The organism is Streptomyces sp. NPDC091972 (genome assembly GCF_044756385.1).
In the GTDB taxonomy this organism is placed as follows: Bacteria; Actinomycetota; Actinomycetes; order Streptomycetales; family Streptomycetaceae; genus Streptomyces.
The window spans coordinates 100,866-122,892 of sequence record NZ_JBIVSV010000008.1 but is presented as its reverse complement, the minus strand read 5'-3'; the positions used below and the strand labels follow the sequence as shown (position 1 = coordinate 122,892).

Genomic DNA, 22,027 nt, shown 5'->3' with positions numbered 1-22,027 from the left:
CCCCCGAGCGGGGGAACGAAAGCAGGGCCGATCGGTTACCAGGCACGCTAAGGAGGCGGGGGCGGGACGTCGTACAGCACACGGCCCGGGGTGCGCCCCTGTCACTCGGACGGGGGCACCCCGGGTCGTACAAGCGGCTGAACCGCCGAGTGCTAGAGCTTCGTCCAGGCCTCGGTGAGGGTCGCGCGCAGGATCTGCTCGATCTCGTCGAAGGTCCTCTGGTCGGAGATCAGCGGCGGGGCGAGCTGGACGACCGGGTCGCCGCGGTCGTCGGCACGGCAGTACAGGCCGTTGTCGAAGAGGGCCTTCGACAGGAAGCCGTACAGGACGCGCTCGGTCTCCTCGTCGTTGAAGGACTCCTTGGTGGTCTTGTCCTTCACCAGCTCGATGCCGTAGAAGAAGCCGTTGCCGCGGACGTCGCCGACGATCGGCAGGTCGTGCAGCTTCTCCAGCGTCGAGCGGAAGGCGCCCTCGTTGTCGAGGACGTGCTGGTTGAGGTTCTCGCGCTCGAACAGGTCGAGGTTGGCGAGACCGACCGCGGCCGAGACCGGGTGGCCGCCGAAGGTGTAGCCGTGCAGGAAGGTGTTGTCGCCCTTGTAGAACGGCTCGGCCAGGCGGTCGGAGATGATGCAGGCGCCGATCGGGGAGTAGCCCGAGGTCATGCCCTTGGCGCAGGTGATCATGTCCGGGACGTAGTCGAACTTGTCGCAGGCGAACATGGTGCCGAGGCGGCCGAAGGCGCAGATGACCTCGTCCGAGACGAGCAGCACGTCGTACTGGTCGCAGATCTCGCGCACCCGCTGGAAGTAGCCGGGCGGGGGCGGGAAGCAGCCGCCCGCGTTCTGCACCGGCTCCAGGAAGACCGCGGCGACGGTGTCCGGGCCCTCGAAGAGGATCTGCTGCTCGATCTGGTCGGCGGCCCAGCGGCCGTACGCCTCGGGGTCGTCGCCGTGGATCGGGGCGCGGTAGATGTTGGTGTTCGGCACCTTGTGGGCGCCGGGGACCAGCGGCTCGAAGGGGGCCTTGAGGGCCGGCAGACCGGTGATGGACAGGGCGCCCTGCGGGGTGCCGTGGTAGGCGACCGCGCGGGAGATCACCTTGTGCTTGGTCGGCTTGCCGGTGAGCTTGAAGTACTGCTTGGCGAGCTTCCAGGCGGTCTCGACCGCCTCACCGCCGCCGGTGGTGAAGAAGACCTTGTTCAGGTCGCCGGGCGCGTGCTGCGCGAGGCGCTCCGCGAGCTCGACGGCCTTCGGGTGGGCGTAGGACCACACCGGGAAGAACGCCAGCTCCTGCGCCTGCTTGAACGCGGTCTCGGCGAGTTCCGTGCGGCCGTGGCCGGCCTGGACCACGAACAGGCCCGCGAGACCGTCGAGGTAGCGCCTGCCCTTGTCGTCGTAGATGTAGGTGCCCTCGCCCCGGACGATGGTCGGGACCGGGGAGTTCTCGTACGAGGACATGCGGGTGAAGTGCATCCACAGGTGGTCGTACGCGGTGCGGCTGAGGTCCTTGGAGCTCACGGTTATCGGGTCCTCACGGTTATCGGGTTCCCCACATGTAGGTCTGCTTCTTGAGCTTCAGGTAGACGAAGCTCTCGGTGGAGCGCACTCCGGGGATGGCCCGGATGCGGCGGTTGATGACCTCCAGCAGGTGGTCGTCGTCCTCGCAGACGATCTCCACCATCAGGTCGAAGGAGCCGGCGGTCATCACGACGTACTCGCACTCGGACATGGCGGTCAGCGCGTCGGCCACGGACTCGACGTCGCCCTCGACGTGGATGCCGACCATCGCCTGGCGCCGGAAGCCCACGGTGAGCGGGTCCGTGACGGCGACGATCTGCATCACGCCCTGGTCGAGCAGCTTCTGGACGCGCTGGCGCACGGCCGCCTCGGACAGGCCCACGGCCTTGCCGATCGCGGCGTACGGGCGGCGGCCGTCCTCCTGGAGCTGCTCGATGATGGCGAGGGAGACGGCGTCCAGGTTCGGGCTGCTGCCGTTCCTGGACTCGCTCCTGGTCTCGCTCCTGGACTCACGGGAGTCCCTGGGGTCTGCGCTTCGACTGGCCACGAGCTCACTGTGCACGACGTCTCGTCGGTTTCGCAAGGTCGGGGCGATGAAATTCGTTGTTTACGTGACTGAGACCTGCGGATTTCGCAGCCTTGGCGGGATCGGGGGTGTTGAAAACGTGGGCCTGGCGATTAGGGTGGGTGTCTCAGTGAGTGGACAGTTTCAACCCCCAGCTTCAACCCCCCAGGAGGTCGGCAGTGAGCACCGAGCTGCGTCGTCTGCGCAACTACATCGACGGTGAGTTCCGGGACGCCGCCGACGGGCGGACCACCGAGGTGGTCAACCCCGCGACCGGCGAGGCGTACGCGACCGCTCCGCTGTCCGGGCAGGCGGACGTGGACGCGGCGATGGCCGCCGCTGCCGCCGCCTTCCCCGGCTGGCGCGACACGACTCCCGCCGAGCGTCAGAAGGCCCTGCTGAAGATCGCCGACGCGTTCGAGGAGCGGGCCGAGGAACTCATCGCGGCCGAGGTGGAGAACACCGGCAAGCCGATCGGGCTCACGCGGTCCGAGGAGATCCCGCCGATGGTCGACCAGATCCGCTTCTTCGCCGGTGCGGCGCGGATGCTGGAGGGACGGTCGGCCGGTGAGTACATGGAGGGCCTGACCTCCATCGTCCGCCGTGAGCCGGTGGGCGTCTGCGCGCAGGTCGCGCCGTGGAACTACCCGATGATGATGGCCGTCTGGAAGTTCGCACCGGCGATCGCGGCCGGCAACACGGTGGTGCTGAAGCCGTCGGACACGACCCCCGCGTCGACCGTGCTGATCGCGGAGATCATCGGCGGGATCCTGCCGAAGGGCGTCTTCAACGTCGTCACCGGCGACCGCGAGACCGGGCGGCTGATGGTCGAGCACCCGACGCCGGCCATGGCGTCCATCACCGGGTCGGTGCGGGCCGGCATGTCGGTCGCCGAGACCGCGGCCAAGGACCTCAAGCGGGTGCACCTGGAGCTGGGCGGCAAGGCCCCGGTCGTCGTCTTCGAGGACACCGACATCGCGAAGGCCGTCGAGGACATCTCCGTGGCGGGCTTCTTCAACGCCGGGCAGGACTGCACGGCGGCCACGCGGGTGCTGGTGCAGTCGTCGATCCACGACGAGTTCGTCGCCGCGCTGGCCAAGGCCGCCGCCGACACGAAGACCGGGCAGCCGGACGACGAGGACGTGCTCTTCGGTCCCCTCAACAACCCGAACCAGCTCAAGCAGGTCTCCGGGTTCATCGAGCGGCTGCCGGCGCACGCCAAGGTCGAGGCCGGCGGTCACCAGGTCGGTGACAAGGGGTACTTCTACGCTCCGACCGTCGTGTCCGGGCTCAAGCAGGACGACGAGATCATCCAGAACGAGGTGTTCGGGCCCGTCATCACGGTCCAGTCCTTCACGGACGAGGAGCAGGCCGTCTCGTGGGCCAACGGGGTCGAGTACGCCCTCGCGTCCTCGGTGTGGACCAAGGACCACGGCCGCGCGATGCGGATGTCCAAGAAGCTGGACTTCGGGTGCGTGTGGATCAACACGCACATCCCGCTGGTCGCCGAGATGCCGCACGGCGGGTTCAAGAAGTCGGGCTACGGCAAGGACCTGTCGGGATACGGGTTCGAGGACTACACGCGGATCAAGCACGTGATGACTTCGCTGGACGTGTAGGTCCTTCGACGGCAGACGCGTGTGGTTCTTCGGCCGCGGGCGCGTGGGGGCTGGGCGTGCAGTTCCCCGCGCCCCTGGGGCGCTGCGCCGATCGTGTGAAGGCGGGCGGGCCGAGGGCGGTGGCCTTGTCGCGTCGGGGTGCCGTCCTCCCCGCCGTGTGTGCCGTCCCGACGGGGGTATCCGCTTCGCACCCCTAACCGCCGGGTCGGCTCCCGGCTGATCGGAAGGAGAGGTACCGCATGTCCGCGTCCCTCGTGGAAACGGTCGATCTCGAGGCTCCCGTCGCTGTCGCCTGGGCACTGTGGAGCGATGTGACCCGGTGGCCGGCCTTTCTGAGCCACGTACGCCTGGTGGAGCGCATGGACGAGCGCCGTTTCGCCTGGCAGCTCCAACTGCCCGGCGCCGACAAGAACTTCGTCGCCGAACTCACCGAGGTCGTCCCGGAGGACCGCATCGCCTGGCGCACGGTGGAGGGGGTGCACCACGCGGGCGTGGTCACCTTCCACCGGCTCAGTGACACCACGAGCCGGGTGACCCTCCAGATCGAGTACGACCCGAAGGGGTTCGTCGAGCACCTGGGCGCACTGACCAACCTCGACTCGGCGCTCGCCAACTACGACCTCGGTGAGTTCCAGAAGCTGGCCGAGACGGCGGCGGCGACCTGACACCGGACTCTGCCCGGAATGTTTTGAACGTGTTCAACTCCAGGCGTACGCTGCTGCCATGAGCGACAGAGCCGCCCAACTCAGGGGCATCCGCGCATGGCTGGCCTTCTTCGTCGTCTGCCTGGTGCTCAGCGGAGCCACGGCCTTCCCGCTGGTCCACGAACTGCGCTGGGCCGAGGAGGCGTTGCGGCACCTCCCCGCGCCGGACGCGCTCACGGACTGGATCACGCGCGTCCGGCTCGGGCTCGACACCGCCGACTCCGACCACCCCTTCCTCCTCTACGGCACGGACTGGCTCGCCTTCGCCCACCTGGTCATCGCGGTGGCCTTCTACGGCCCCTACCGCGACCCGGTCCGCAACATCTGGGTCGTGGAGTTCGGGATGATCGCCTGCGCCGGGATCGTCCCGCTCGCCCTGATCTGCGGACCGATCCGGGGCATCCCGGTCTGGTGGAGCGTGATCGACATGGCGTTCGGGGTCCTCGGAGTGCTCCCGCTGTACGTCGTGCGGCGGCGGATCAAGCGGCTGGAGGCGCTCGCCCCGTACGGCTCGGCACCCGCCACCGCCGCCGTGCCCGCTACCTGAGCGCCGCCGTGATGATCCGGCCGACGACCGGGTTCGCGTCCTCGCTCTTCGCGTCCGTGGAGTTGACCGAGTACACGAGCGTGCGGCCCAGGTCGCTGGTGGCGGCGATCGCCGAGTTGTAGCCGTACCGGCCACCGGACTTGACCCAGTAGACCTGCCCGTCGGACTCGAAGCGCTGGAGACCGCCCGCGCTGTAACTCGCGCCGGGGATGCGGGTGGGGACCGAGAACACCTCCCGCAGGTGCGACCGCGGCACGATCCGGCCCCGGAAGAGGCCGGTGAGCAGCCGTTCCAGATCCGCGGTCGTCGAGATCATGTCCCCCGCCGCGAACCGGTCCGCCTGGTTCCACTCCGTGACGTCCAGGAACTCCGTCGTCCCGTCGGCCCCCGTCACCGCCTGGTAGCCACGGTTGTGCGGGCCGAGGATGCGCGGGTCGGTGTCGGGGAAGTACGTGTCCCGCATCCCGGCCGGCGCGAGCACCAGCCGGCTCACCTCGGAGGCGTACGACCGCCCGGTCACGCGCTCGATCAGCAGTCCCAGGAAGGTGTAGTTGATGTTGAGGTAGTGCTGCTGCCTCCCCGGGCGGAACTCCGGCCTCTTCGCACCCGCGGACGCGGCCACCCGCTGGGGGCTGAGCGTGTCGAAGCGGTGGGCGTACAGCTCCTCGAAGGTGGTGCCGAGACCGTCGCCCGCCGGGATGCCGCTGGTGTGGTCGAGCAGGTGCCGTACGGTCACCTTCCCGAACCGCGCGCCGAGGAGGTCGGGCAGGTGGGCCCGGACCGGCGTGTCCAGGCCGATCCGGCCCTCGGCCGCCAGCCGCAGTACGGCGGCCGCGGTGACCACCTTCGTCGTCGAGCCGGCCCGGAAGCGGGCGTGCGGATCGGCGGGCCGCCCACTCTCCAGGTCGTGCACGCCCGAGCTGCCGTGCCAGCGGCCGCCGGTGCCGCCGACCCGGACCAGGGCCGCGGTGGCGTCCGCGTCCGGGAGCCCCGCGAGGGCCGCGCGCAGCGCGTCGGCGTCCGGCGCGGTCGGCCGGTGCCCGGAGGGGTGGTGCGTGGAGGGGCGGTTCTCGGCGGGGCTGTTCTCGGCGGTGCGGTGCGTGGTCGCCGTCGCGGAGGAGGCCGGCAGGCCGGCGGTCAGGGGGACGGCGAGGGCACCGGCGAGGATGCTTCTGCGGCGGATGTCACGCATGGGGGCGGCTCCTGGGGACGGGGGATGCGTGTGATCATCCTGCGGGGGCTGCCGAGCCGGCCGGATCGTCACCGAGGAGGGCCCTGCCCCTGGCGGAACCCCGATCAACTTCCGTTGCTGGCGGGTGTGTTGTCGGGGAGTCCCCCTAGGGGCGAAGGTGTTGCAGCGGAGGCCGTGCGCCGAGGCTACGGGCCGGTCCGCGACGCCGGCGGTGACGGCGCCCCGGGTGCGGCGCCCTCCCGGCGTTCCTGGGCGTCCAGCACCTCGTCCCCGTGGTCGTGCGCCCAGACGCCGAACGCCTCGATGGGCGCGAGCAACGTCTGCCCCAGGGAGGTCAGTTCGTACTCCACGCGGGGCGGGGAGCCGCCGTAGGCCCGCCGGGCGACCAGGCCGTTGAACTCCAGTCGCCGCAGGGTCTCCGTCAGCACCTTCTGACTGATCCCGCCGATGCGCGCCCGCAGTTCGCCGGGGCGGGCGGGGCCGTCCTTGAGAGCCCAGATCACCACGGGATTCCAGGTGTTGGAGACCAGGTCGAAGGCGAGGCGGGTGCGGCAGTCGGCGAGGAAGGCGAGGTCGGTGGTCACGTACCGAATGGTGCCCGAGCGGCTTCCTACTGTCGTACCCGTTCCCGGGAAACGGGAGTTCGCGGAGACGGAGGAGACGTCATGCGGGTGGGAGTCATCGGCCGGGGCGGTATGGCGGACGCGCTGGGCACGCAGTGGCGGCGGGCCGGGCACGAGGTGGTCACCGGCAGCCGCTCGGGCGGGCTGCGCGAGGCGGCGGAGGCCGGCACGGACGCGGTGCTGCTCGCGGTGCCGTACGAGGTGGTGGTCGACGTGGTCGGCGGGCTGGCGGAGGTGCTCGCGGGGAAGGTGCTGATCGACTGCACCAATCCCGTCGGCCGCGACTTCGGACTGCTCACGTCGGGCGGACCCGCGGCGGCCGAGCGCATCGCCTCCGCCGCCCCCTCGGCGCACGTCGTGAAGGCCTTCAACCTGTGCCACGTCGACGTCTGGCGGCTCACCCCGCCCGTCTTCGACGGCCGCCCCCTCGCGGTGCCGCTGTGCGGGGACGACGAGGGGGCCCTGAGCGTCGTACGACGACTCGTCCGCGACCTGGGCTGCGAGCCGCTGCACGCCGGGGGGCTGGACCGGGCCGGGCTCCTGGAGGCGACCGCGGCGCTGCTGATCCGGCTGTGGGTGGGGGAGGGGGCGGACGCGCAGGCGATCTCGCCGCCGCTGGCGTACTCCGGGGTCTAACCGCCGTTCGCCTGTGCCCTCAGGGCACACAGCACGTCCACCCGGTTCGTCGTGATCGAGTCGACGCCCATGCCCGCGAGACGGCGCATCGAGCGGCGGGTGTCGGGGGTCCAGACGGAGATCAGGTAACCGTCCCGGTGGATGCGTTCGGCGAGGTCCCGGTTCATCAGGGTGAAGCGGTAGTTGAGCCAGCGGGGCCCGACCGCGTCCAGCAGGGCGGGGCGCGGGGGCGCCGTGGACGTCCAGGTGAGCGCGATCTCCGCGGCCGGGTCGGCCGCGCGGACGGCGAGCATGGCGGGGGCGCCGGCGCAGTAGTAGACGCGGTCCTGGGCGCCGCACTCGCGCACCACGTCGACCACGCGCCGGGCGACCCGTACCTCCCGGGTGCCGGGCAGGTCGAGCATCAGGCGGTGGCCGTCGGTGGCTTCGAGGGCCTCCGCGAGGGTCGGCACCCGCCCGTCCGTGAGCCCCCGCACCTCGTCCGCCGACAGGGACAGCAGGGGGCGGTCGTGCTCCCACAGCCGCTTCAGCGTGCCGTCGTGGAGCAGCACCGGTACGCCGTCCCTGGTGAGCCGTACGTCGACCTCCACCGCGTCCGCGCCCCGGTCGAGCGCGGAACGCAGGGAGTCGATCGTGTTCTCACGGACGCGGTAGGGGTCGCCGCGGTGTGCCACGGCCGTCAGCTTCTGCATGCGGCCATTGTGGGGTGCGGGGGGTGACGGGGTGGAGGAGTGGCCGGTGGGGGCGTGGCCGGTGCGGGGGTGTCCGTCAGGGGGCGAGCCAGGTGGTGGTGTAGGTGTCGATCTCGTCCTTGATCCTCGTCTTGCCGGGCTCGTCGAGGAACGACGCGTCGACCGCGTTCTTCGCGAGTGCGGCCAGGCCCCGCTCGTCGAGGTCGAGGAGGCGTGCCGCCACCGCGTACTCGCTGTTCAGGTCCGTGCCGAACATCGGCGGGTCGTCCGAGTTGATCGTGACGACGACTCCCGCCTTCACGAACTCCTTGACCGGGTGCTCGTCGAGGGTGCGGACCGCTCGGGTCGCGATGTTGGAGGTGGGGCACACCTCCAGCGGGATGCGGTGCTCGGCGAGGTGGGCGAGGAGCGCCGGGTCCTGGGCGGAGCTCGTGCCGTGGCCGATGCGCTCGGCGCGCAGGTGGGTGAGGGCGTCCCACACCGTCTCCGGGCCGGTCGTCTCGCCGGCGTGCGGGACCGAGTGCAGGCCCGCGGCGATCGCCCGGTCGAAGTACGGCTTGAACTGGGGGCGGGGGACGCCGATCTCGGGCCCGCCGAGACCGAAGCTCACCAGGCCCTCCGGGCGGAGGCGGTCGTCGGTGGCGAGCCTCGTCGTCTCCTCGGCGGCCTCCAGGCCGGCCTCGCCGGGGATGTCGAAGCACCAGCGCAGGACCGTGCCGAACTCCGACTCCGCCGCCTTGCGGGCGTCCTCGATCGCCTCCATGAACGCGCGCTCGTCGATACCGCGGCGGGTCGAGGAGAACGGGGTGATGGTCAGCTCCGCGTATCGGACCTGCTGGCGGGCGAGGTCCCTCGCGACCTCGTAGGTGAGCAGCCGTACGTCCTCGGGGGTGCGGATCAGGTCCACGACGCTGAGGTAGACGTCGATGAAGTGGGCGAAGTCCGTGAAGGTGAAGTAGTCGACGAGCGCCTCGGGGTCGGTGGGGACCTTGGAGTCGGGGTGGCGGGCGGCCAGTTCGGACACGATGCGGGGGGAGGCGGAGCCGACGTGGTGGACGTGGAGTTCGGCCTTGGGCAGGCCGGAGATGAAGGTGTGCAGGTGGTCGGTGGTCGTCATGGGGCCTCCCCTTGCTGGGCGCCGGGCACGGGGGTGACTGTGCGGGGCTGTCCTGTGTGGTGCGGTGCGGTGCGGCGTGGTGCGGCGTGGTGATCGGCTGATCGATGCGGAACATGTTAGGCGGGTGGGGGCGGGCGTTTTCGCGCAGTTCCCCGCGCCCCTGATGCCTGCGGCGCAGCCGCCTGTTCGGTGGGGGCTTGTGTAGCGCCTTGGGTTCGGTGGGTGGGTCGGTGCCGGGGTGGGGGGTATCCGTCCTCGGTCCGGCGGCTCGGCTGCTTGAGCAGTTCTCGGCAACGGACGCCGGCCGCTGCGGGCGGACACCCCCCACCCCGTCCCCTCACCGCCGTACGCGACCAACGGCCCGCTGGGGCGCGCGGTGCGGCGAACGGTCCGTCGTTGGCGCCGGTGACTGCACCCACCCAGGGGCGCGGGGAACTGCGCGACCGGCCACGGCGGGCCCGCAGCCGCTCGACGACGTTCCGTGGGGCGCGGTAGGACGTCCGGTCCGTCGTGGCGCCGGTGACTGCGGCTACTCAGGGGCGCGGGGAACTGCGCGACCAGCCCCCACCGGCCCGCACCCGCCCGACAGCCGAACTGGGCACGTCCTGGCGCAGGTGACTGCAACCCCCTAGGGGCGCGGGGAACTGCGCGACCAGCCCCCACCGGCCCGCACCCGCCGCACAACCGCACTCGGCACCCCCCTAGGCGCCCGGCCCAAGCCCAGCGCAGCGGTTCCGCTCACGTAACATGGCCGCACGGACGACCTAGGGGGACGTGGACATGGCGGACGGAACGCAGTCGGGTGGGGAGAGGGATCCGTGGGCGCCGCCGGAGAGTGGGCCCTCGTTGGAGAAGAGCCCCTCGCCCGGGCCGCCGCCCTCGCCCTCCGTGCATGACCAGGCGACCGTGACGTCCGTGCCGAACGACGGCTACGGGTTCCCGCCGCCCGCCGCGGGCCCCGCCCCCGCTCCCGGATACGGCTACCCCGGCGGGCCCGCCCCGGTGCCGCCCCCGCCGATCGGACCCGAGGGTCCCGGTGCTCCGGTCGGCTACGGCTATCCCACCTATCCGCCGGGTCCGCAGGGGTACGGCGGCTGGGCCCCGCCGATGCCGCCGCAGAACGGCATGGGCGTCGCCGCGATGGTGCTGGGCATTCTGTCCTGCGCGCTGTTCTGCATGTACGGCGTCCTCTCGCTGGTGCTCGGGGTGCTCGCCATCGTGTTCGGGATCAAGGGGCGCAAGCGGGCCGAGCGGGGCGAGGCCACCAACCACGGGCAGGCGCAGGCCGGGTTCATCATGGGGATCATCGGGACGATTCTCGGCGTCGCGGTGATCGTGCTGCTCGCCATCGGCATCACCGCCGCCATCAACTCGGAGGACGACCCCGACTACTACGACGGCTCCCTCGGCGCGGTGGCGACCGTACAGGTGGGATAGCGCCCGGAGCGGAGACAGGGGGCCACCGGACCGGTGGCCCCCTTCATGCGTTTCTGAGGCGGGCTCTGGCCTCCATGAGTGCGAAGCCGAGGAGGTTCGGACCTCGCCAGCGCTCGGGGTCGCCCGCCGCCTCGTCGTCCGCGGCGAGGCCGATGCCCCAGACCCGGTCCACCGGGCTGGCCTCCACCAGTACCCGGTCGCCGGTGTTCAGCAGGAAGTGCCGCAGGTCCTCGTGGGCCGCGAACTTGTGGACGCTGCCCTCGACGACGATGCCGAACCGCTCGCGCCGCCAGACCTGCTCGTCGAAGCCGCGGACCGAGCGGCCCGCAGCCTTGGCCTGGGACGGGTGTCCGGCGGCCACGATGCGGCGCTCGGCCTCCGGGTCGTCGAACAGGCGCGCCTTGCCCGCCATCATCCAGTGCTCGGCGGTCGCGTAGGTCACCCCGTCCACCACGAACGGCGACGGCCACCACTGGCTCAGACAGCTCGCGCCGACCCGGCCGTCCGGACGCGGGCGGTGGCCCCAGAAGTACAGAAACTTGAGCTTGGCTCCGGCCCGGACCTGTCTGACCAGGGCATCCTGTGAATCGATCTTCCCCGTGACTCTCCCCATGCACGCGAGTCTGGCAGGAACCACTGACACTCCGTCCTTCCTTTTCCGGGGCGACTCGACACCTGGTCGACAGATTCCGTCGCGTAACCGAAAGGCAACAACGGAATCACTTGTAGGAGTGTCATTGCTCTGTCAGGATCGGCACTCAAATCGAGCTGGAGCTACGCCACCCGCCCGCGGCAGCCGTGGGATGACGGCGGAGGAGAGCGACATGCACAACCCGGGCAGTGCCATCCCGGACCGGTTCGCGGCCCAAGAGCGGTTCGCGGCGGGTGCGCAGTTCATCGGAGGACGTCTCACCCAGGGGACCTCCGGTCATACGCACGCGGTCGTGGATCCCGCGAGCGGTGAGGAGGTCTTCACCTACGAGCCGGCGGGCGTCGAGGACGTGGACGCCGCCGTCGCCGCGGCCCGGGCCGCCTTCCCGGAGTGGGCGGCCCGTACTCCGGGCGAGCGGTCCGACGCTCTGCACCGGTTCGCCGCCGTGCTCGCCGACCGTGCCGAGGACTTCGCCCGCGCGGAGTCGCTCCAGTGCGGGAAGCCGCTGAAGCTGACCCGGGAGTTCGACGTTCCGGGGACCATTGACAACACCGCCTTCTTCGCGGGTGCGGCCCGTCATCTTCAGGGGCAGTCCGCCGGGGAGTACTCCGGGGACCACACGTCGTACGTGCGGCGGGAGCCGATCGGGGTGGTCGGGTCCATCGCGCCCTGGAACTATCCGCTCCAGATGGCCGCCTGGAAGATCCTCCCGGCCATCGCGGCGGGCAACACCATCGTTCTGAAGCCTGCTGAGATCACTCCGCTGACCTCTCTTCTCTTCGCCCAGGCCGCCACCGACGCCGGGATCCCGGACGGTGTCGTCAACATCGTCACCGGGACCGGGAAGGAGGCGGGGGAGCGGCTGGTCGGGCACCCGGACGTGGCCATGACCTCGTTCACCGGGTCGACGGCCGTGGGGAAGCGGGTCGCCGAGATCGCCACCGCCACCGTCAAGCGACTCCATCTGGAACTCGGCGGCAAGGCTCCCTTCCTCGTCTTCGACGACGCCGACCTGGAGGCCGCCGTCAACGGGGCCGTGGCGGGCGCCCTCATCAACACCGGGCAGGACTGCACGGCCGCCACGCGCGCGTACGTGCAGCGGCCGCTGTACGAGGCGTTCGTGGAGCGCACCGCCGCGCTGATGGAGACCGTACGGCTCGGCGATCCCTTCGCCTCCGGCACCGATCTCGGGCCGCTCATCTCGCACGTGCAGCGGGACCGGGTCGCCGGGTTCGTCGACCGTGCGCGGGCCTACGCGCGCGTGGTGACCGGTGGCGAGGCGCCCGGGGGCGAGCTCGCCAAGGGCGCCTACTACAGGCCCACGCTCGTCGCCGACGCCGCCCAGGACAGCGAGATTGTCCAGTCCGAGATCTTCGGGCCGGTCCTCGTGGTCCTGCCGTTCGACAGCGACGACGAGGGCATCCGGCTCGCCAACGACACCCCCTACGGGCTCGCCGCCTCCGCCTGGAGCCGGGACGTCTACCGGGCGAACCGGGCCACGCGGGAGATCAAGGCCGGGTGCGTGTGGGTCAACGACCACATCCCGATCATCAGCGAGATGCCGCACGGCGGCTACAAGGCGTCCGGCTTCGGCAAGGACATGTCAGCGTACTCGTTCGAGGAGTACACCCAGCTCAAGCACGTTATGTTCGACAACACGGCGGTCGTCAGGAAGGACTGGCACCGCACGATCTTCGGGGACCGATAGCCGTACAGGCCGCCCGACCCGCGGCCGCCCACTTTCCCGAAAGGGCACCAGCGCATGGAGCAGTACGAGCCCGACCGCCTGTCACCGGCCCAAGTGGCCGCCATGCGGCGCAGCTTCCGCAACGGCCGGGCCGCGATGACCCGGCGGTCCCTGTTGCGCGCCTCCGCGGGCGGCGCGCTCGCGGTCGGCGGCCTCGGCGCGCTGAGCGCCTGCGGCATCCCCGCGGCCGGCAACACCCAGGGCGGGGTCTCCGCGGAGGACCACTCGGCCGAGGAGAAGACCGTCAACTTCTCCAACTGGACCGAGTACATCGACGTGGACGAGAGCGAGAAGCACCACCCCACGCTCGACCAGTTCAAGAAGCAGACCGGCATCTCGGTCAAGTACACCGAGGACATCAACGACAACGTCGAGTTCTTCGGCAAGATCAAGCCGCAGTTGGCGGCGGGGCAGGACACCGGGCGCGACATCATCGTGCTCACCGACTGGCTCGCCGCGCGCCTCATCCGGCTGGGCTGGGTCCAGAAACTGGACGCCTCCAACCTGCCCCACGCGTACGCCAACCTGTCCGCGCAGTTCCGTGATCCCGACTGGGACCCGGGACGGGCGTACTCCTACGTGTGGCAGGGCATCTCGACCGTCATCGCCTACAACAAGAAGGCGCTCGACGGCCAGGAGGTGCAGTCGGTCTCCGACCTGCTCGACAACCCCAGGCTCAAGGGCCGGGTCGGCTTCCTGTCGGAGATGCGCGACAGCGTCGGGATGACCCTGCTCGACATGGGCAAGGACCCCGCGAACTTCACCACCGACGACTACGACGCGGCCATAGCGCGCCTCCAGAAGGCCGTCGACAAGGGCCAGATCCGCCGCTTCACCGGAAACGACTACACCTCCGACCTGACCAGCGGCGACTTCGCGGCCTGTGTCGCCTGGGCCGGTGACGTCGTCCAGCTGAAGGCGGACAGCCCGGACATCGACTTCGTCATCCCGGACAGCGGGTACATGACGTCGACCGACAACATGCTGATCCCCAACAAGGCCCGTCACAAGACGAACGCCGAGCGGCTCATCGACTTCTACTACCAGCCCCGGCAGGCCGCCGAGCTCGCCGCGTACATCAACTACGTGTCTCCCGTCGACGGTGTGAAGCCCGAGCTGGAGAAGATCGACCCGGATGCGGCGAACAACCCGCTGATCATCCCCGACAAGGCCATGGCCGCGAAGTCCCACGCCTTCCGCTCGCTGAGCTCGAAGGAAGAGACGGCCTTTGAAGAGAAGTTCGCGAAGCTGACTGGGGCGTGATCACCGTGACGAACAAGAACACCGAGGGCAGCGGCGACGTCCGCCTCGCCGGCATCAGCAAGACGTACGACAACGGCTTCACCGCCGTACAGCCGCTGGACCTGACCGTGCCCCAGGGCTCCTTCTTCGCCCTGCTCGGAGCCTCCGGCTGCGGCAAGACCACCACCCTGCGCATGATCGCCGGTCTGGAGGAGCCCACGACGGGCACCGTGCACCTCGGCGACCAGGAGGTCACCCGGCTGCCCCCCTACAAGCGCCCGGTGAACACCGTCTTCCAGTCCTACGCCCTCTTCCCGCACCTCGACATCTTCGAGAACGTCGCCTTCGGCCTGCGCCGGCGCGGCATCAAGTCGGTCAAGAAGCAGGTCGAGGACATGCTGGAGCTCGTCCAGCTCGGGGAGCAGGCCCGCAAGAAGCCGCACCAGCTCTCCGGTGGCCAGCAGCAGCGCGTCGCCGTGGCCCGGGCGCTGATCAACACGCCGAAGGTGCTCCTCCTCGACGAGCCGCTCGGCGCCCTCGACCTGAAGCTGCGGCGCCAGATGCAGCTGGAGCTCAAGCGCATCCAGACCGAGGTCGGCATCACCTTCGTGCACGTCACGCACGACCAGGAGGAGGCCATGACCATGGCCGACACGGTCGCCGTGATGAACGCGGGCCGCGTCGAGCAGCTCGGCTCGCCGACCGACCTGTACGAGAACCCGCAGACCACCTTCGTCGCCAACTTCCTCGGCACCTCCAACCTCATCGAGGCCGAGGTCGACTCCAAGAGCGGCGGCGAGATCGTGCTGAAGGCGGGCGGCGGGAAGCTGGTCCTGCCCGAGGCGCGCTACTCCGGGCCCACCGCGACCGGTGGCAAGGTGCTCGTGGGCGTGCGTCCCGAGAAGATCTCCCTCACCCACGCGGACCAGGCCGGGGAGATCCCCGTGGGCCGCAACCGGATCACCGGGAAGATCGCCGACTCCTCCTTCATCGGCGTCTCCACGCAGTACGTCATCGACAGCCCCGTCTGTCCCGAGTTCGAGGTCTACGCCCAGAACATCGACCGCGACGACCGGCTGGTGCCCGGTGCCGAGGTCGTCCTGCACTGGAACCCGGCGCACACCTTCGGACTGGACGCCGCCCAGGACATCGACGCCGGCATCCAGGAAGAGGCGACGGTCTGATGGCGACGCTCACCGAGGCGCCCCCGCCGCTCTCCCCGACCGCGCCCGCGAAGAAGCCGCCGCGCAAGAGGGGCCGCTTCACCCCGTACTGGCTGCTGCTCCCCGGCATCCTGTGGCTGCTGGTCTTCTTCGCGCTGCCGATGATCTACCAGGCCTCCACGTCCGTGCAGACCGGCTCCCTGGAGACCGGCTACAAGGTCACCTGGCACTTCGCCACCTACTGGGACGCCCTGTCCGAGTACTGGCCGCAGTTCCTGCGCTCGATCCTGTACGCCGGTGCCGCGACGATCCTCTGCCTGGTGCTGGGGTATCCGCTGGCGTACCTGATCGCCTTCCGCGCGGGACGCTGGCGGAACCTGATCATGGTCCTGGTGATCGCGCCGTTCTTCACCAGTTTCCTGATCCGCACCCTCGCCTGGAAGACGATCCTCGCGGACAGCGGTCCCGTCGTCGGCGCCCTCAACACGCTGCACGTCCTGGACGTCACCAACTGGCTCGGCTGGACCACCGGCGACCGCGTCCTGGCCACCCCGCTCGCGGTGGTCTGCGGTCTGACGTACAACTTCCTGCCGTTCATGATCCTGCCGCTGTACACCTCGCTGGAACGCATCGACGGGCGGCTGCACGAGGCGGCCGGCGACCTGTACGCCAAGCCGGTCACCACCTTCCGCAGGGTCACCTTCCCGCTGTCGATGCCGGGTGTGGTCTCCGGGACGCTGCTGACCTTCATCCCCGCGGCCGGCGACTACGTCAACGCCGACCTGCTCGGCTCCACGGACACCCGCATGGTCGGCAACGTCATCCAGACGCAGTTCCTGCGCATCCTGGACTACCCGACGGCCGCGGCCCTCTCCTTCATCCTGATGGCCGCGATTCTCTTCATGGTCACCTTCTACATCCGTAGGTCCGGCACGGAGGATCTGGTTTAAATGACCTTCGTCAACTGGCTCAAGCGTCATCTCGTCGTCATCGCGGGACTGGTCACGCTCGGATATCTCCTCCTGCCGAACGTCGTCGTCACGGTGTTCTCCTTCAACAAGCCGAAGGGGCGCTTCAACTACGAGTGGCAGCAGTTCTCCACGGACGCCTGGAAGGACCCCTGCGGGGTCGCCGGCATGTGCGGCTCGCTCTCCGTCAGCCTCCAGATCGCGTTCTGGGCGACGATCGGCGCCACCGTCCTCGGCACACTGATCGCCTTCGCGCTGGTCCGCTACCGCTTCCGCGCCCGCGGCGCCGTGAACTCGCTGATCTTCCTGCCGATGGCGATGCCGGAGGTCGTCATGGCGGCCTCGCTGCTCACCCTGTTCCTCAACATGGGCGCGCAGCTGGGCTTCTGGACCATCCTCATCGCCCACATCATGTTCTGCCTGAGCTTCGTGGTGACGGCGGTCAAGGCGCGCGTGATGTCGATGGACCCACGGCTGGAGCAGGCCGCGCAGGACCTGTACGCCGGTCCTTTCCAGACCTTCGTCCGGGTCACCCTGCCGATCGCCGCCCCCGGAATCGCCGCGGGCGCGCTGCTCGCCTTCGCGCTCTCCTTCGACGACTTCATCATCACCAACTTCAACGCCGGCTCGACCGTCACCTTCCCCATGTTCGTCTGGGGTTCGGCACAGCGCGGAACGCCCGTGCAGATCAACGTCATCGGCACGACCATGTTCCTCGTCGCCGTCCTCCTGGTGCTGACCTCCATGGTCGTCAGCAACCGCCGCAACAGGCAGAAGGCATAGCCCTTTTCGCAGAACCCTCTGTAGGGAGTTGAAATCATGGCCCCGAGCGCCATGAGCCGTTGGACGAAGGCACTTTCCGAAGCCCAGCCGGTCCCGTACTGGCTGGACGACCCCGGCAGGCCCCACCCCGAGCCCGCCCTCACCGGCGCCGAGACCTGCGACCTGCTGGTCGTCGGCGGCGGCTACAGCGGGCTGTGGACCGCGCTCAACGCGAAGGAGCGCGACCCCGGGCGGGACGTCGTCCTGCTGGAAGGCCGTGAGGTGGGCTGGGCCGCCTCCGGCCGCAACGGCGGCTTCTGCGCCGCCTCCCTCACCCACGGGCTGCCCAACGGGCTGACGCGCTGGCCCGACGAGATCCACCGGCTTCAGGAGCTGGGCGCCCGCAACCTCGACGAGATCGAGAAGGCGGTCGCCCGGCACGACCTGGACTGCGAGTTCGAGCGCACCGGCGAGATCGACGTGGCGACCGAGACCTACCAGGCCTGGGAGCTGCGCGACTGGTACGAGGAGCTCCAGGAGAAGGGCCTCGCCGACGGGATCGACTTCCTCGACGCCGACGCGGTGCGCGAGCAGGTCGCCTCCCCGACCTTCGAGGCGGGACTGTGGGACCGCCGGGGCGTGGCCATGCTCAACCCGGCCAAGCTCGTCTGGGGTCTGAAGCGGGCCTGCCTGAGACTCGGCGTCCGCGTCTACGAGCACACACCGGCCCTGGACCTGAAGCCCTACGGCGCCGGCATGGCCGTCCGCACGCCGTACGGTTCCGTGCGCGCCCGCAAGGTCGCGCTCGGCACCAACATCTTCCCCAACCTGGTCAGGCGGGTCCGGGCGTACACCGTCCCGGTCTACGACTACGCGCTGATGACCGAGCCGCTGAGCGGGGAGCAGCTCGCGTCGATCGGCTGGAAGAACCGGCAGGGGCTCGGGGACAGCGCCAACCAGTTCCACTACTTCCGGCTCTCCGCCGACAACCGGATCCTGTGGGGCGGTTACGACGCGGTCTACCCGTACGGCGGGCGGGTGCGGGCCGAGTACGACGACCGGCCGGAGACGTACGCCAAGCTCGCCGGGCACTTCTTCACCTGCTTCCCGCAGTTGGAGGGGGTGCGCTTCACGCACGCGTGGGGCGGCGCGATCGACACCTGCTCACGGTTCTCCGCGTTCTACGGCACCGCCCACCAGGGCAGGGTGGCGTACGCGGCGGGCTACACGGGGCTCGGCGTCGGGGCGACCCGGTTCGGCGCGGACGTGATGCTGGACCTGCTGGCGGGGCAGGACACGGAACGGACGCGGCTCGAGATGGTGCGCAAGAAGCCGCTGCCCTTCCCGCCGGAGCCCTTCGCCTGGACCGGCATCGCCCTCACCAAGTGGTCGCTGGCGCGCGCCGACTCGCACGGCGGGCGGCGCAACCTGTGGCTGCGGACCATGGACAAGCTCGGTCTGGGATTCGACAGCTGAACGGTCGTAGGTGATCTGATTCACTCCAACGAGTGGTCAGAACCCGCGTAATGGCCGCCGGGAAACCTCCTCTCCCTCGTGACGCGAACAGCGTCGACGAGAGAGCAGGAGGTCTTCTCATGACAGGGGCGAAGACGGCGGTCGAGTGGCTGGCATCCGTCGCACCGGATCCCGAGGCCTGCCGCTGGGAGTGGGAGCGCAACCCCCTCGGGGTGGCGCTGCTCCCGGCCGGCAAGGCCTGGGACGTACTGATCCTGCCGGGCGAGCTCGGCTATCCGACCCTCGACGTCCTCACCCGCATCCTCGACCGGCTCGGCCCGGTGCTCGTGGACTTCGGCGACGCCCGCATGGGGTTCTTCGTGCCGCCGGGCACCGCGGCCCGCTGGCTCGGCACCGGCATCCGTACGGCCGGCGCCGGCACCTGGATCGTCGTGCCGTACCCGGGCCGGGTGGCCGGAGGGGGCGTGCGCTGGCTGGTTCCGCCGGACGGCTCCGGCGTCCTCGTCGACCCCGCCCTGCTCGAACTGGCGATGCACGAGGCGGCGGCGGGCCTCGCGACGGAGGGCGACGGCTGAGGGGTGAGCCGGTGATGGCGACGGGAGGTCTTGACAACCCGGATTGGTCTGGACCAAGTTGGGCGCGCTCCACCCTCCAATTCCCCCCTGCCCGGAGGCCCTTGTGGAACGCACCGGACCCATCCGAACCGTCAGACCCGTCCTCGCCGCCCTGACGGCCGTCCTGCTGGCCCTGTCCGGCATCACCGCGCTCTCGTCGGCCGCCCGTGCGGCCGACGCGGACCTGATGCGCAACGGAGGCTTCGAGGCGGGACTCGACGGCTGGACCTGCTCCGCGGGCACCACGGTCAACAGCCCTGTGCACAGCGGGAGTTCGGCGCTGCGGGCGACCCCGGCCGGCAGCGACTTCGCCCAGTGCGCCCAGACCGTGACCGTGCGGCCCGACGCGCAGTACACGCTCGCCGGACACGTCCGCGGCTCCTACGTCTACCTCGGCGCGAGCGGCACCGGCACCACCGACGTCTCCACCTGGACCCAGTCCGCCCCCGACTGGCAGCGGCTCACCACGACCTTCCGCACCGGACCGTCCACCACCAAGGTCACCGTCTACACGCACGGCTGGTACGGGACGGGCGCGTACCACGCGGACGACGTGTCCCTCACCGGGCCGGGCGTCGACGTCGGTCAGCCGCCCGCCACGCCCACGGGCCTGAGGGCGGGCGCGGTCACCTCCTCCTCCGTGACCCTGTCCTGGACGGCGGTCACGGGAGCCACGGCCTACGCCGTCTACCGGGACGGCGCCAAGGTCCAGACGGTGAGCGGGCCCTCGGCGACCGTGAGCGGGCTCGCGCCCTCGACGGCGTACGGCTTCCAGGTCGCGGCGGTCAACGACGCGGGGGAGTCGGCGAGGTCGGGCGCGGTCAGCGTGACCACGGCCGCGGGCGCTTCCACCGGCCTCCCGGCCCACGCCCTCGTCGGCTACCTCCACGCGAGCTTCGCCAACGGCGCCGGCTACACCCGCCTGGCCGACGTCCCGGACAGCTGGGACGTCATCGACCTGGCCTTCGGCGAACCCACCTCGGTCACCTCCGGCGACATCCGCTTCACCCGCTGCCCGGTCACGGAATGCCCGAACGTCGAGTCCGACGCCGACTTCAAGGCGGCGATCAGGGCGAAGCAGGCGGCGGGCAAGAAGGTGCTCATCTCGATCGGCGGCCAGAACGGCCAGGTCCAGCTGACCACGACGGCGGCCCGGGACGCCTTCGTCTCCTCGGTCTCCTCGATCATCGACACCTACGGCCTCGACGGCCTGGACGTCGACTTCGAGGGCCACTCCCTGTCGCTGAACGCCGACGACACGGACTTCAGGAACCCGAAGACCCCCGTGGTCGTGAACCTGATCTCGGCGCTGAAAACACTGAAGGCGAAGTACGGGTCGCGCTTCGTGCTGTCGATGGCCCCGGAGACCTTCTTCGTGCAGATGGGCCACCAGTACTACGGCACCGGCAAGTGGGGCGGCCAGGACCCCCGCTGCGGCGCCTACCTCCCCGTGATCCACGCCCTGCGCGACGACCTCACCCTGCTGCACGTCCAGGACTACAACTCGGGGCCGATCATGGGCCTCGACAACCAGTACCACTCCATGGGCGGCGCGGACTTCCACATCGCCATGACCGACATGCTCCTCACCGGCTTCCCGGTGGCCGGCGACCCCGCGAACGTCTTCCCGCCCCTGCGCCCCGACCAGATCGCCATCGGCATGCCCGCCTCCACGAACGCGGGCAACGGCTACGTCCCCCCGGCGGAGGTCACCAGGACCCTCGACTGCCTGACCAAGGGGACGAACTGCGGCTCGTACGCCACCCACGGCACCTGGCCCGCCCTGCGCGGCCTGATGACCTGGTCGATCAACTGGGACCGCTACTCCGGCGGGGAGTTCCAGAGGACCTTCGACGGCTACTTCGGCTGACGCTTCGGGCCGTATCGCCTCACGACCGTCACGAGCAGCGAAAGGAGCAGTGCGGACAGGCACCAACTGGCCAGGACGTCGAGGGGCCAGTGGTAGCCGCGCCGGACCAGGCCGTAGGAGACGGCGAGGACGAGGAGGGCGCAGACGAGGGTGAGGGCCCGGCGGGAGCGGGGGGTGCGGAGGAGGGGAAGGAGGAAGAGGGTCGCGGTGCCGTAGGCGACGGCCGCGGTCGCGGTGTGACCGGAGGGGAAGTAGCCGGTGCCCGGGGGGACCACGGGGGTGCCGGAGCGGTCGGTCCAGATCTTGAGGGGGACGACGACCGCCGGGACCAGGGCCATCAGGAGGGCACCAGCGGTGGCCGGGAGCCACCAGCGGTCCGTGCCGCTGCGCCGGTGCCGCCAGGTCACGTACGCCAGCGCCACCACCAGGAGGGGTACGGCCACCTGGACGTTGCCCAGGTCGGAGAGGCCGCCGCCGATGCGGTCCGGGTGGACCAGGGCGGCACTGACCCGTTCGTCGGCACGCAGAAGCGGCCCGTCCTCGACGACCTGCCAGGTGATCAGGGCGAAGAGGAGGGCCGGGATTCCGAGAAGGAGGGTGAGGAAGGCCGGCCGCCCCGGAACAGGGGGGGTGGTTCCGGGGCGGCCGATCAGATCGGTTCGTCGGCCGCCCCGGGGGGTTTGGGGCGGGCGACTGTCCGATCGGTGAGGAGATCCGGAGCCGGAGGCTCCACTCGTGTGCGCGAGGGCACGACCAGGTCGAAGCTGGGGAGGCCCCGGCCTGGTGTCGCCCACAGTCCCCTGTGGGCGGGGTGTATCTCTCATCTGGGTAGAACCTACGGCAGGGCGGCGGCGTACGACAGGCGGATTCCCGTCCTCACCAAC

21 protein-coding genes are annotated in these 22,027 nt (G+C 70.3%); 13 read left to right on the top strand and 8 right to left on the bottom strand.

The features are described from left to right. Positions 1-152 precede the first annotated feature (152 nt). Together ACIQJT_RS24345 and ACIQJT_RS24340 are read right to left on the bottom strand one after the other, a co-directional pair. The gene (locus tag ACIQJT_RS24345) at positions 153-1,517 is read right to left on the bottom strand and encodes an aspartate aminotransferase family protein (protein WP_365460636.1); all 1,365 of its coding nucleotides are present in this window, start codon (positions 1,515-1,517) and stop codon (positions 153-155) included. 19 nt (positions 1,518-1,536) lie between these two features. Beyond that, on the bottom strand, positions 1,537-2,079 hold the full coding sequence (locus ACIQJT_RS24340) for an Lrp/AsnC family transcriptional regulator (protein ID WP_365460638.1): 543 nt from the start codon (positions 2,077-2,079) through the stop codon (positions 1,537-1,539). A 182-nt stretch (positions 2,080-2,261) separates the two neighbouring features. On the opposite strand from ACIQJT_RS24340, the gene ACIQJT_RS24335 reads away from it, so the two are divergent. The 3 genes from ACIQJT_RS24335 to ACIQJT_RS24325 all read left to right on the top strand — a co-directional run bounded on the left by ACIQJT_RS24335 (position 2,262) and on the right by ACIQJT_RS24325 (position 4,952). Beyond that, positions 2,262-3,701 (top strand): gamma-aminobutyraldehyde dehydrogenase, encoded by a 1,440-nt coding sequence (locus ACIQJT_RS24335; protein WP_402646712.1) that lies wholly within the window; start codon positions 2,262-2,264, stop codon positions 3,699-3,701. Between the two features lie 239 nt (positions 3,702-3,940). Further along, on the top strand, positions 3,941-4,366 hold the full coding sequence (locus tag ACIQJT_RS24330; protein WP_402646709.1) for an SRPBCC family protein: 426 nt from the start codon (positions 3,941-3,943) through the stop codon (positions 4,364-4,366). A gap of 58 nt (positions 4,367-4,424) precedes the next feature. After that, positions 4,425-4,952 (top strand): hypothetical protein, encoded by a 528-nt coding sequence (locus ACIQJT_RS24325; protein WP_402646706.1) that lies wholly within the window; start codon positions 4,425-4,427, stop codon positions 4,950-4,952. Here the strand turns inward: ACIQJT_RS24325 and ACIQJT_RS24320 are convergent. Continuing rightward, positions 4,945-6,144, bottom strand: a complete 1,200-nt coding sequence (locus ACIQJT_RS24320) for a serine hydrolase domain-containing protein (RefSeq protein ID WP_402646703.1) — start codon at positions 6,142-6,144, stop codon at positions 4,945-4,947. The two genes, ACIQJT_RS24325 and ACIQJT_RS24320, sit on opposite strands and share 8 nt — an antisense overlap. A 185-nt stretch (positions 6,145-6,329) precedes the next feature. After that, entirely contained in the window at positions 6,330-6,728 is a 399-nt protein-coding gene (locus ACIQJT_RS24315) for a winged helix-turn-helix transcriptional regulator (protein WP_402646700.1), read from the bottom strand. Between the two features lie 81 nt (positions 6,729-6,809). Between ACIQJT_RS24315 and ACIQJT_RS24310 the strand changes: the two genes are divergently transcribed. Beyond that, a complete protein-coding gene (locus tag ACIQJT_RS24310) occupies positions 6,810-7,403 on the top strand; it encodes an NADPH-dependent F420 reductase (RefSeq protein ID WP_402646698.1) in 594 nt (197 codons plus the stop codon). Here ACIQJT_RS24310 and ACIQJT_RS24305 read toward each other — a convergent pair. Both ACIQJT_RS24305 and ACIQJT_RS24300 read right to left on the bottom strand, forming a co-directional pair. Further along, entirely contained in the window at positions 7,400-8,095 is a 696-nt protein-coding gene (locus ACIQJT_RS24305) for a glycerophosphodiester phosphodiesterase (RefSeq protein ID WP_365460650.1), read from the bottom strand. The genes ACIQJT_RS24310 and ACIQJT_RS24305 overlap by 4 nt on opposite strands. Before the next feature lie 76 nt (positions 8,096-8,171). Continuing rightward, positions 8,172-9,212, bottom strand: a complete 1,041-nt coding sequence (locus ACIQJT_RS24300; protein ID WP_402646694.1) for an adenosine deaminase — start codon at positions 9,210-9,212, stop codon at positions 8,172-8,174. 780 nt (positions 9,213-9,992) lie between these two features. On the opposite strand from ACIQJT_RS24300, the gene ACIQJT_RS24295 reads away from it, so the two are divergent. Beyond that, complete coding sequence (locus ACIQJT_RS24295; protein WP_402646691.1) at positions 9,993-10,649, top strand: DUF4190 domain-containing protein; 657 nt, start codon at positions 9,993-9,995, stop codon at positions 10,647-10,649. A 43-nt stretch (positions 10,650-10,692) separates the two neighbouring features. On the opposite strand, the gene ACIQJT_RS24290 is transcribed toward ACIQJT_RS24295, so the two are convergent. Then, on the bottom strand, positions 10,693-11,262 hold the full coding sequence (locus ACIQJT_RS24290; RefSeq protein WP_402646688.1) for an NADAR family protein: 570 nt from the start codon (positions 11,260-11,262) through the stop codon (positions 10,693-10,695). A gap of 211 nt (positions 11,263-11,473) precedes the next feature. On the opposite strand from ACIQJT_RS24290, the gene ACIQJT_RS24285 reads away from it, so the two are divergent. From ACIQJT_RS24285 to ACIQJT_RS24250, 8 genes are all read left to right on the top strand, one after another. Then, positions 11,474-13,009 (top strand): gamma-aminobutyraldehyde dehydrogenase, encoded by a 1,536-nt coding sequence (locus tag ACIQJT_RS24285; RefSeq protein ID WP_365463323.1) that lies wholly within the window; start codon positions 11,474-11,476, stop codon positions 13,007-13,009. A gap of 54 nt (positions 13,010-13,063) precedes the next feature. After that, a complete protein-coding gene (locus ACIQJT_RS24280) occupies positions 13,064-14,311 on the top strand; it encodes a PotD/PotF family extracellular solute-binding protein (protein WP_402646685.1) in 1,248 nt (415 codons plus the stop codon). Continuing rightward, on the top strand, positions 14,308-15,474 hold the full coding sequence (locus tag ACIQJT_RS24275) for an ABC transporter ATP-binding protein (RefSeq protein WP_280849047.1): 1,167 nt from the start codon (positions 14,308-14,310) through the stop codon (positions 15,472-15,474). Before ACIQJT_RS24280 ends, ACIQJT_RS24275 begins: the two co-directional genes overlap by 4 nt. Further along, positions 15,474-16,403, top strand: a complete 930-nt coding sequence (locus ACIQJT_RS24270; RefSeq protein WP_365463317.1) for an ABC transporter permease — start codon at positions 15,474-15,476, stop codon at positions 16,401-16,403. The genes ACIQJT_RS24275 and ACIQJT_RS24270 overlap by 1 nt, the downstream gene beginning before the upstream one ends. Beyond that, a complete protein-coding gene (locus ACIQJT_RS24265; RefSeq protein WP_365463314.1) occupies positions 16,404-17,204 on the top strand; it encodes an ABC transporter permease in 801 nt (266 codons plus the stop codon). Positions 17,205-17,240: 36 nt separating this feature from the next. Beyond that, entirely contained in the window at positions 17,241-18,659 is a 1,419-nt protein-coding gene (locus ACIQJT_RS24260; RefSeq protein ID WP_402646680.1) for an NAD(P)/FAD-dependent oxidoreductase, read from the top strand. 119 nt (positions 18,660-18,778) lie between these two features. Further along, on the top strand, positions 18,779-19,234 hold the full coding sequence (locus ACIQJT_RS24255; protein WP_365463308.1) for a hypothetical protein: 456 nt from the start codon (positions 18,779-18,781) through the stop codon (positions 19,232-19,234). A gap of 103 nt (positions 19,235-19,337) precedes the next feature. Further along, entirely contained in the window at positions 19,338-21,143 is a 1,806-nt protein-coding gene (locus tag ACIQJT_RS24250; protein WP_402646676.1) for a chitinase, read from the top strand. Here the strand turns inward: ACIQJT_RS24250 and ACIQJT_RS24245 are convergent. After that, entirely contained in the window at positions 21,131-21,937 is an 807-nt protein-coding gene (locus tag ACIQJT_RS24245) for a phosphatase PAP2 family protein (protein ID WP_365463341.1), read from the bottom strand. The two genes, ACIQJT_RS24250 and ACIQJT_RS24245, sit on opposite strands and share 13 nt — an antisense overlap. Between the last annotated feature and the right edge of the window lie 90 nt (positions 21,938-22,027).

What these genes read in the sequence shown, in the direction of transcription:
- ACIQJT_RS24330 (WP_402646709.1), top strand. Translation starts at nt 3,941, where the DNA reads ATGTCCGCGTCCCTCGTGGAAACGGTCGATCTCGAGGCTCCCGTCGCT.
- ACIQJT_RS24325 (WP_402646706.1), top strand. Translation starts at nt 4,425, where the DNA reads ATGAGCGACAGAGCCGCCCAACTCAGGGGCATCCGCGCATGGCTGGCC.
- ACIQJT_RS24320 (WP_402646703.1), bottom strand. Translation starts at nt 6,144, where the DNA reads ATGCGTGACATCCGCCGCAGAAGCATCCTCGCCGGTGCCCTCGCCGTC.
- ACIQJT_RS24310 (WP_402646698.1), top strand. Translation starts at nt 6,810, where the DNA reads ATGCGGGTGGGAGTCATCGGCCGGGGCGGTATGGCGGACGCGCTGGGC.
- ACIQJT_RS24305 (WP_365460650.1), bottom strand. Translation starts at nt 8,095, where the DNA reads ATGCAGAAGCTGACGGCCGTGGCACACCGCGGCGACCCCTACCGCGTC.
- ACIQJT_RS24300 (WP_402646694.1), bottom strand. Translation starts at nt 9,212, where the DNA reads ATGACGACCACCGACCACCTGCACACCTTCATCTCCGGCCTGCCCAAG.
- ACIQJT_RS24295 (WP_402646691.1), top strand. Translation starts at nt 9,993, where the DNA reads ATGGCGGACGGAACGCAGTCGGGTGGGGAGAGGGATCCGTGGGCGCCG.
- ACIQJT_RS24290 (WP_402646688.1), bottom strand. Translation starts at nt 11,262, where the DNA reads ATGGGGAGAGTCACGGGGAAGATCGATTCACAGGATGCCCTGGTCAGA.
- ACIQJT_RS24285 (WP_365463323.1), top strand. Translation starts at nt 11,474, where the DNA reads ATGCACAACCCGGGCAGTGCCATCCCGGACCGGTTCGCGGCCCAAGAG.
- ACIQJT_RS24280 (WP_402646685.1), top strand. Translation starts at nt 13,064, where the DNA reads ATGGAGCAGTACGAGCCCGACCGCCTGTCACCGGCCCAAGTGGCCGCC.
- ACIQJT_RS24270 (WP_365463317.1), top strand. Translation starts at nt 15,474, where the DNA reads ATGGCGACGCTCACCGAGGCGCCCCCGCCGCTCTCCCCGACCGCGCCC.
- ACIQJT_RS24265 (WP_365463314.1), top strand. Translation starts at nt 16,404, where the DNA reads ATGACCTTCGTCAACTGGCTCAAGCGTCATCTCGTCGTCATCGCGGGA.
- ACIQJT_RS24260 (WP_402646680.1), top strand. Translation starts at nt 17,241, where the DNA reads ATGGCCCCGAGCGCCATGAGCCGTTGGACGAAGGCACTTTCCGAAGCC.
- ACIQJT_RS24255 (WP_365463308.1), top strand. Translation starts at nt 18,779, where the DNA reads ATGACAGGGGCGAAGACGGCGGTCGAGTGGCTGGCATCCGTCGCACCG.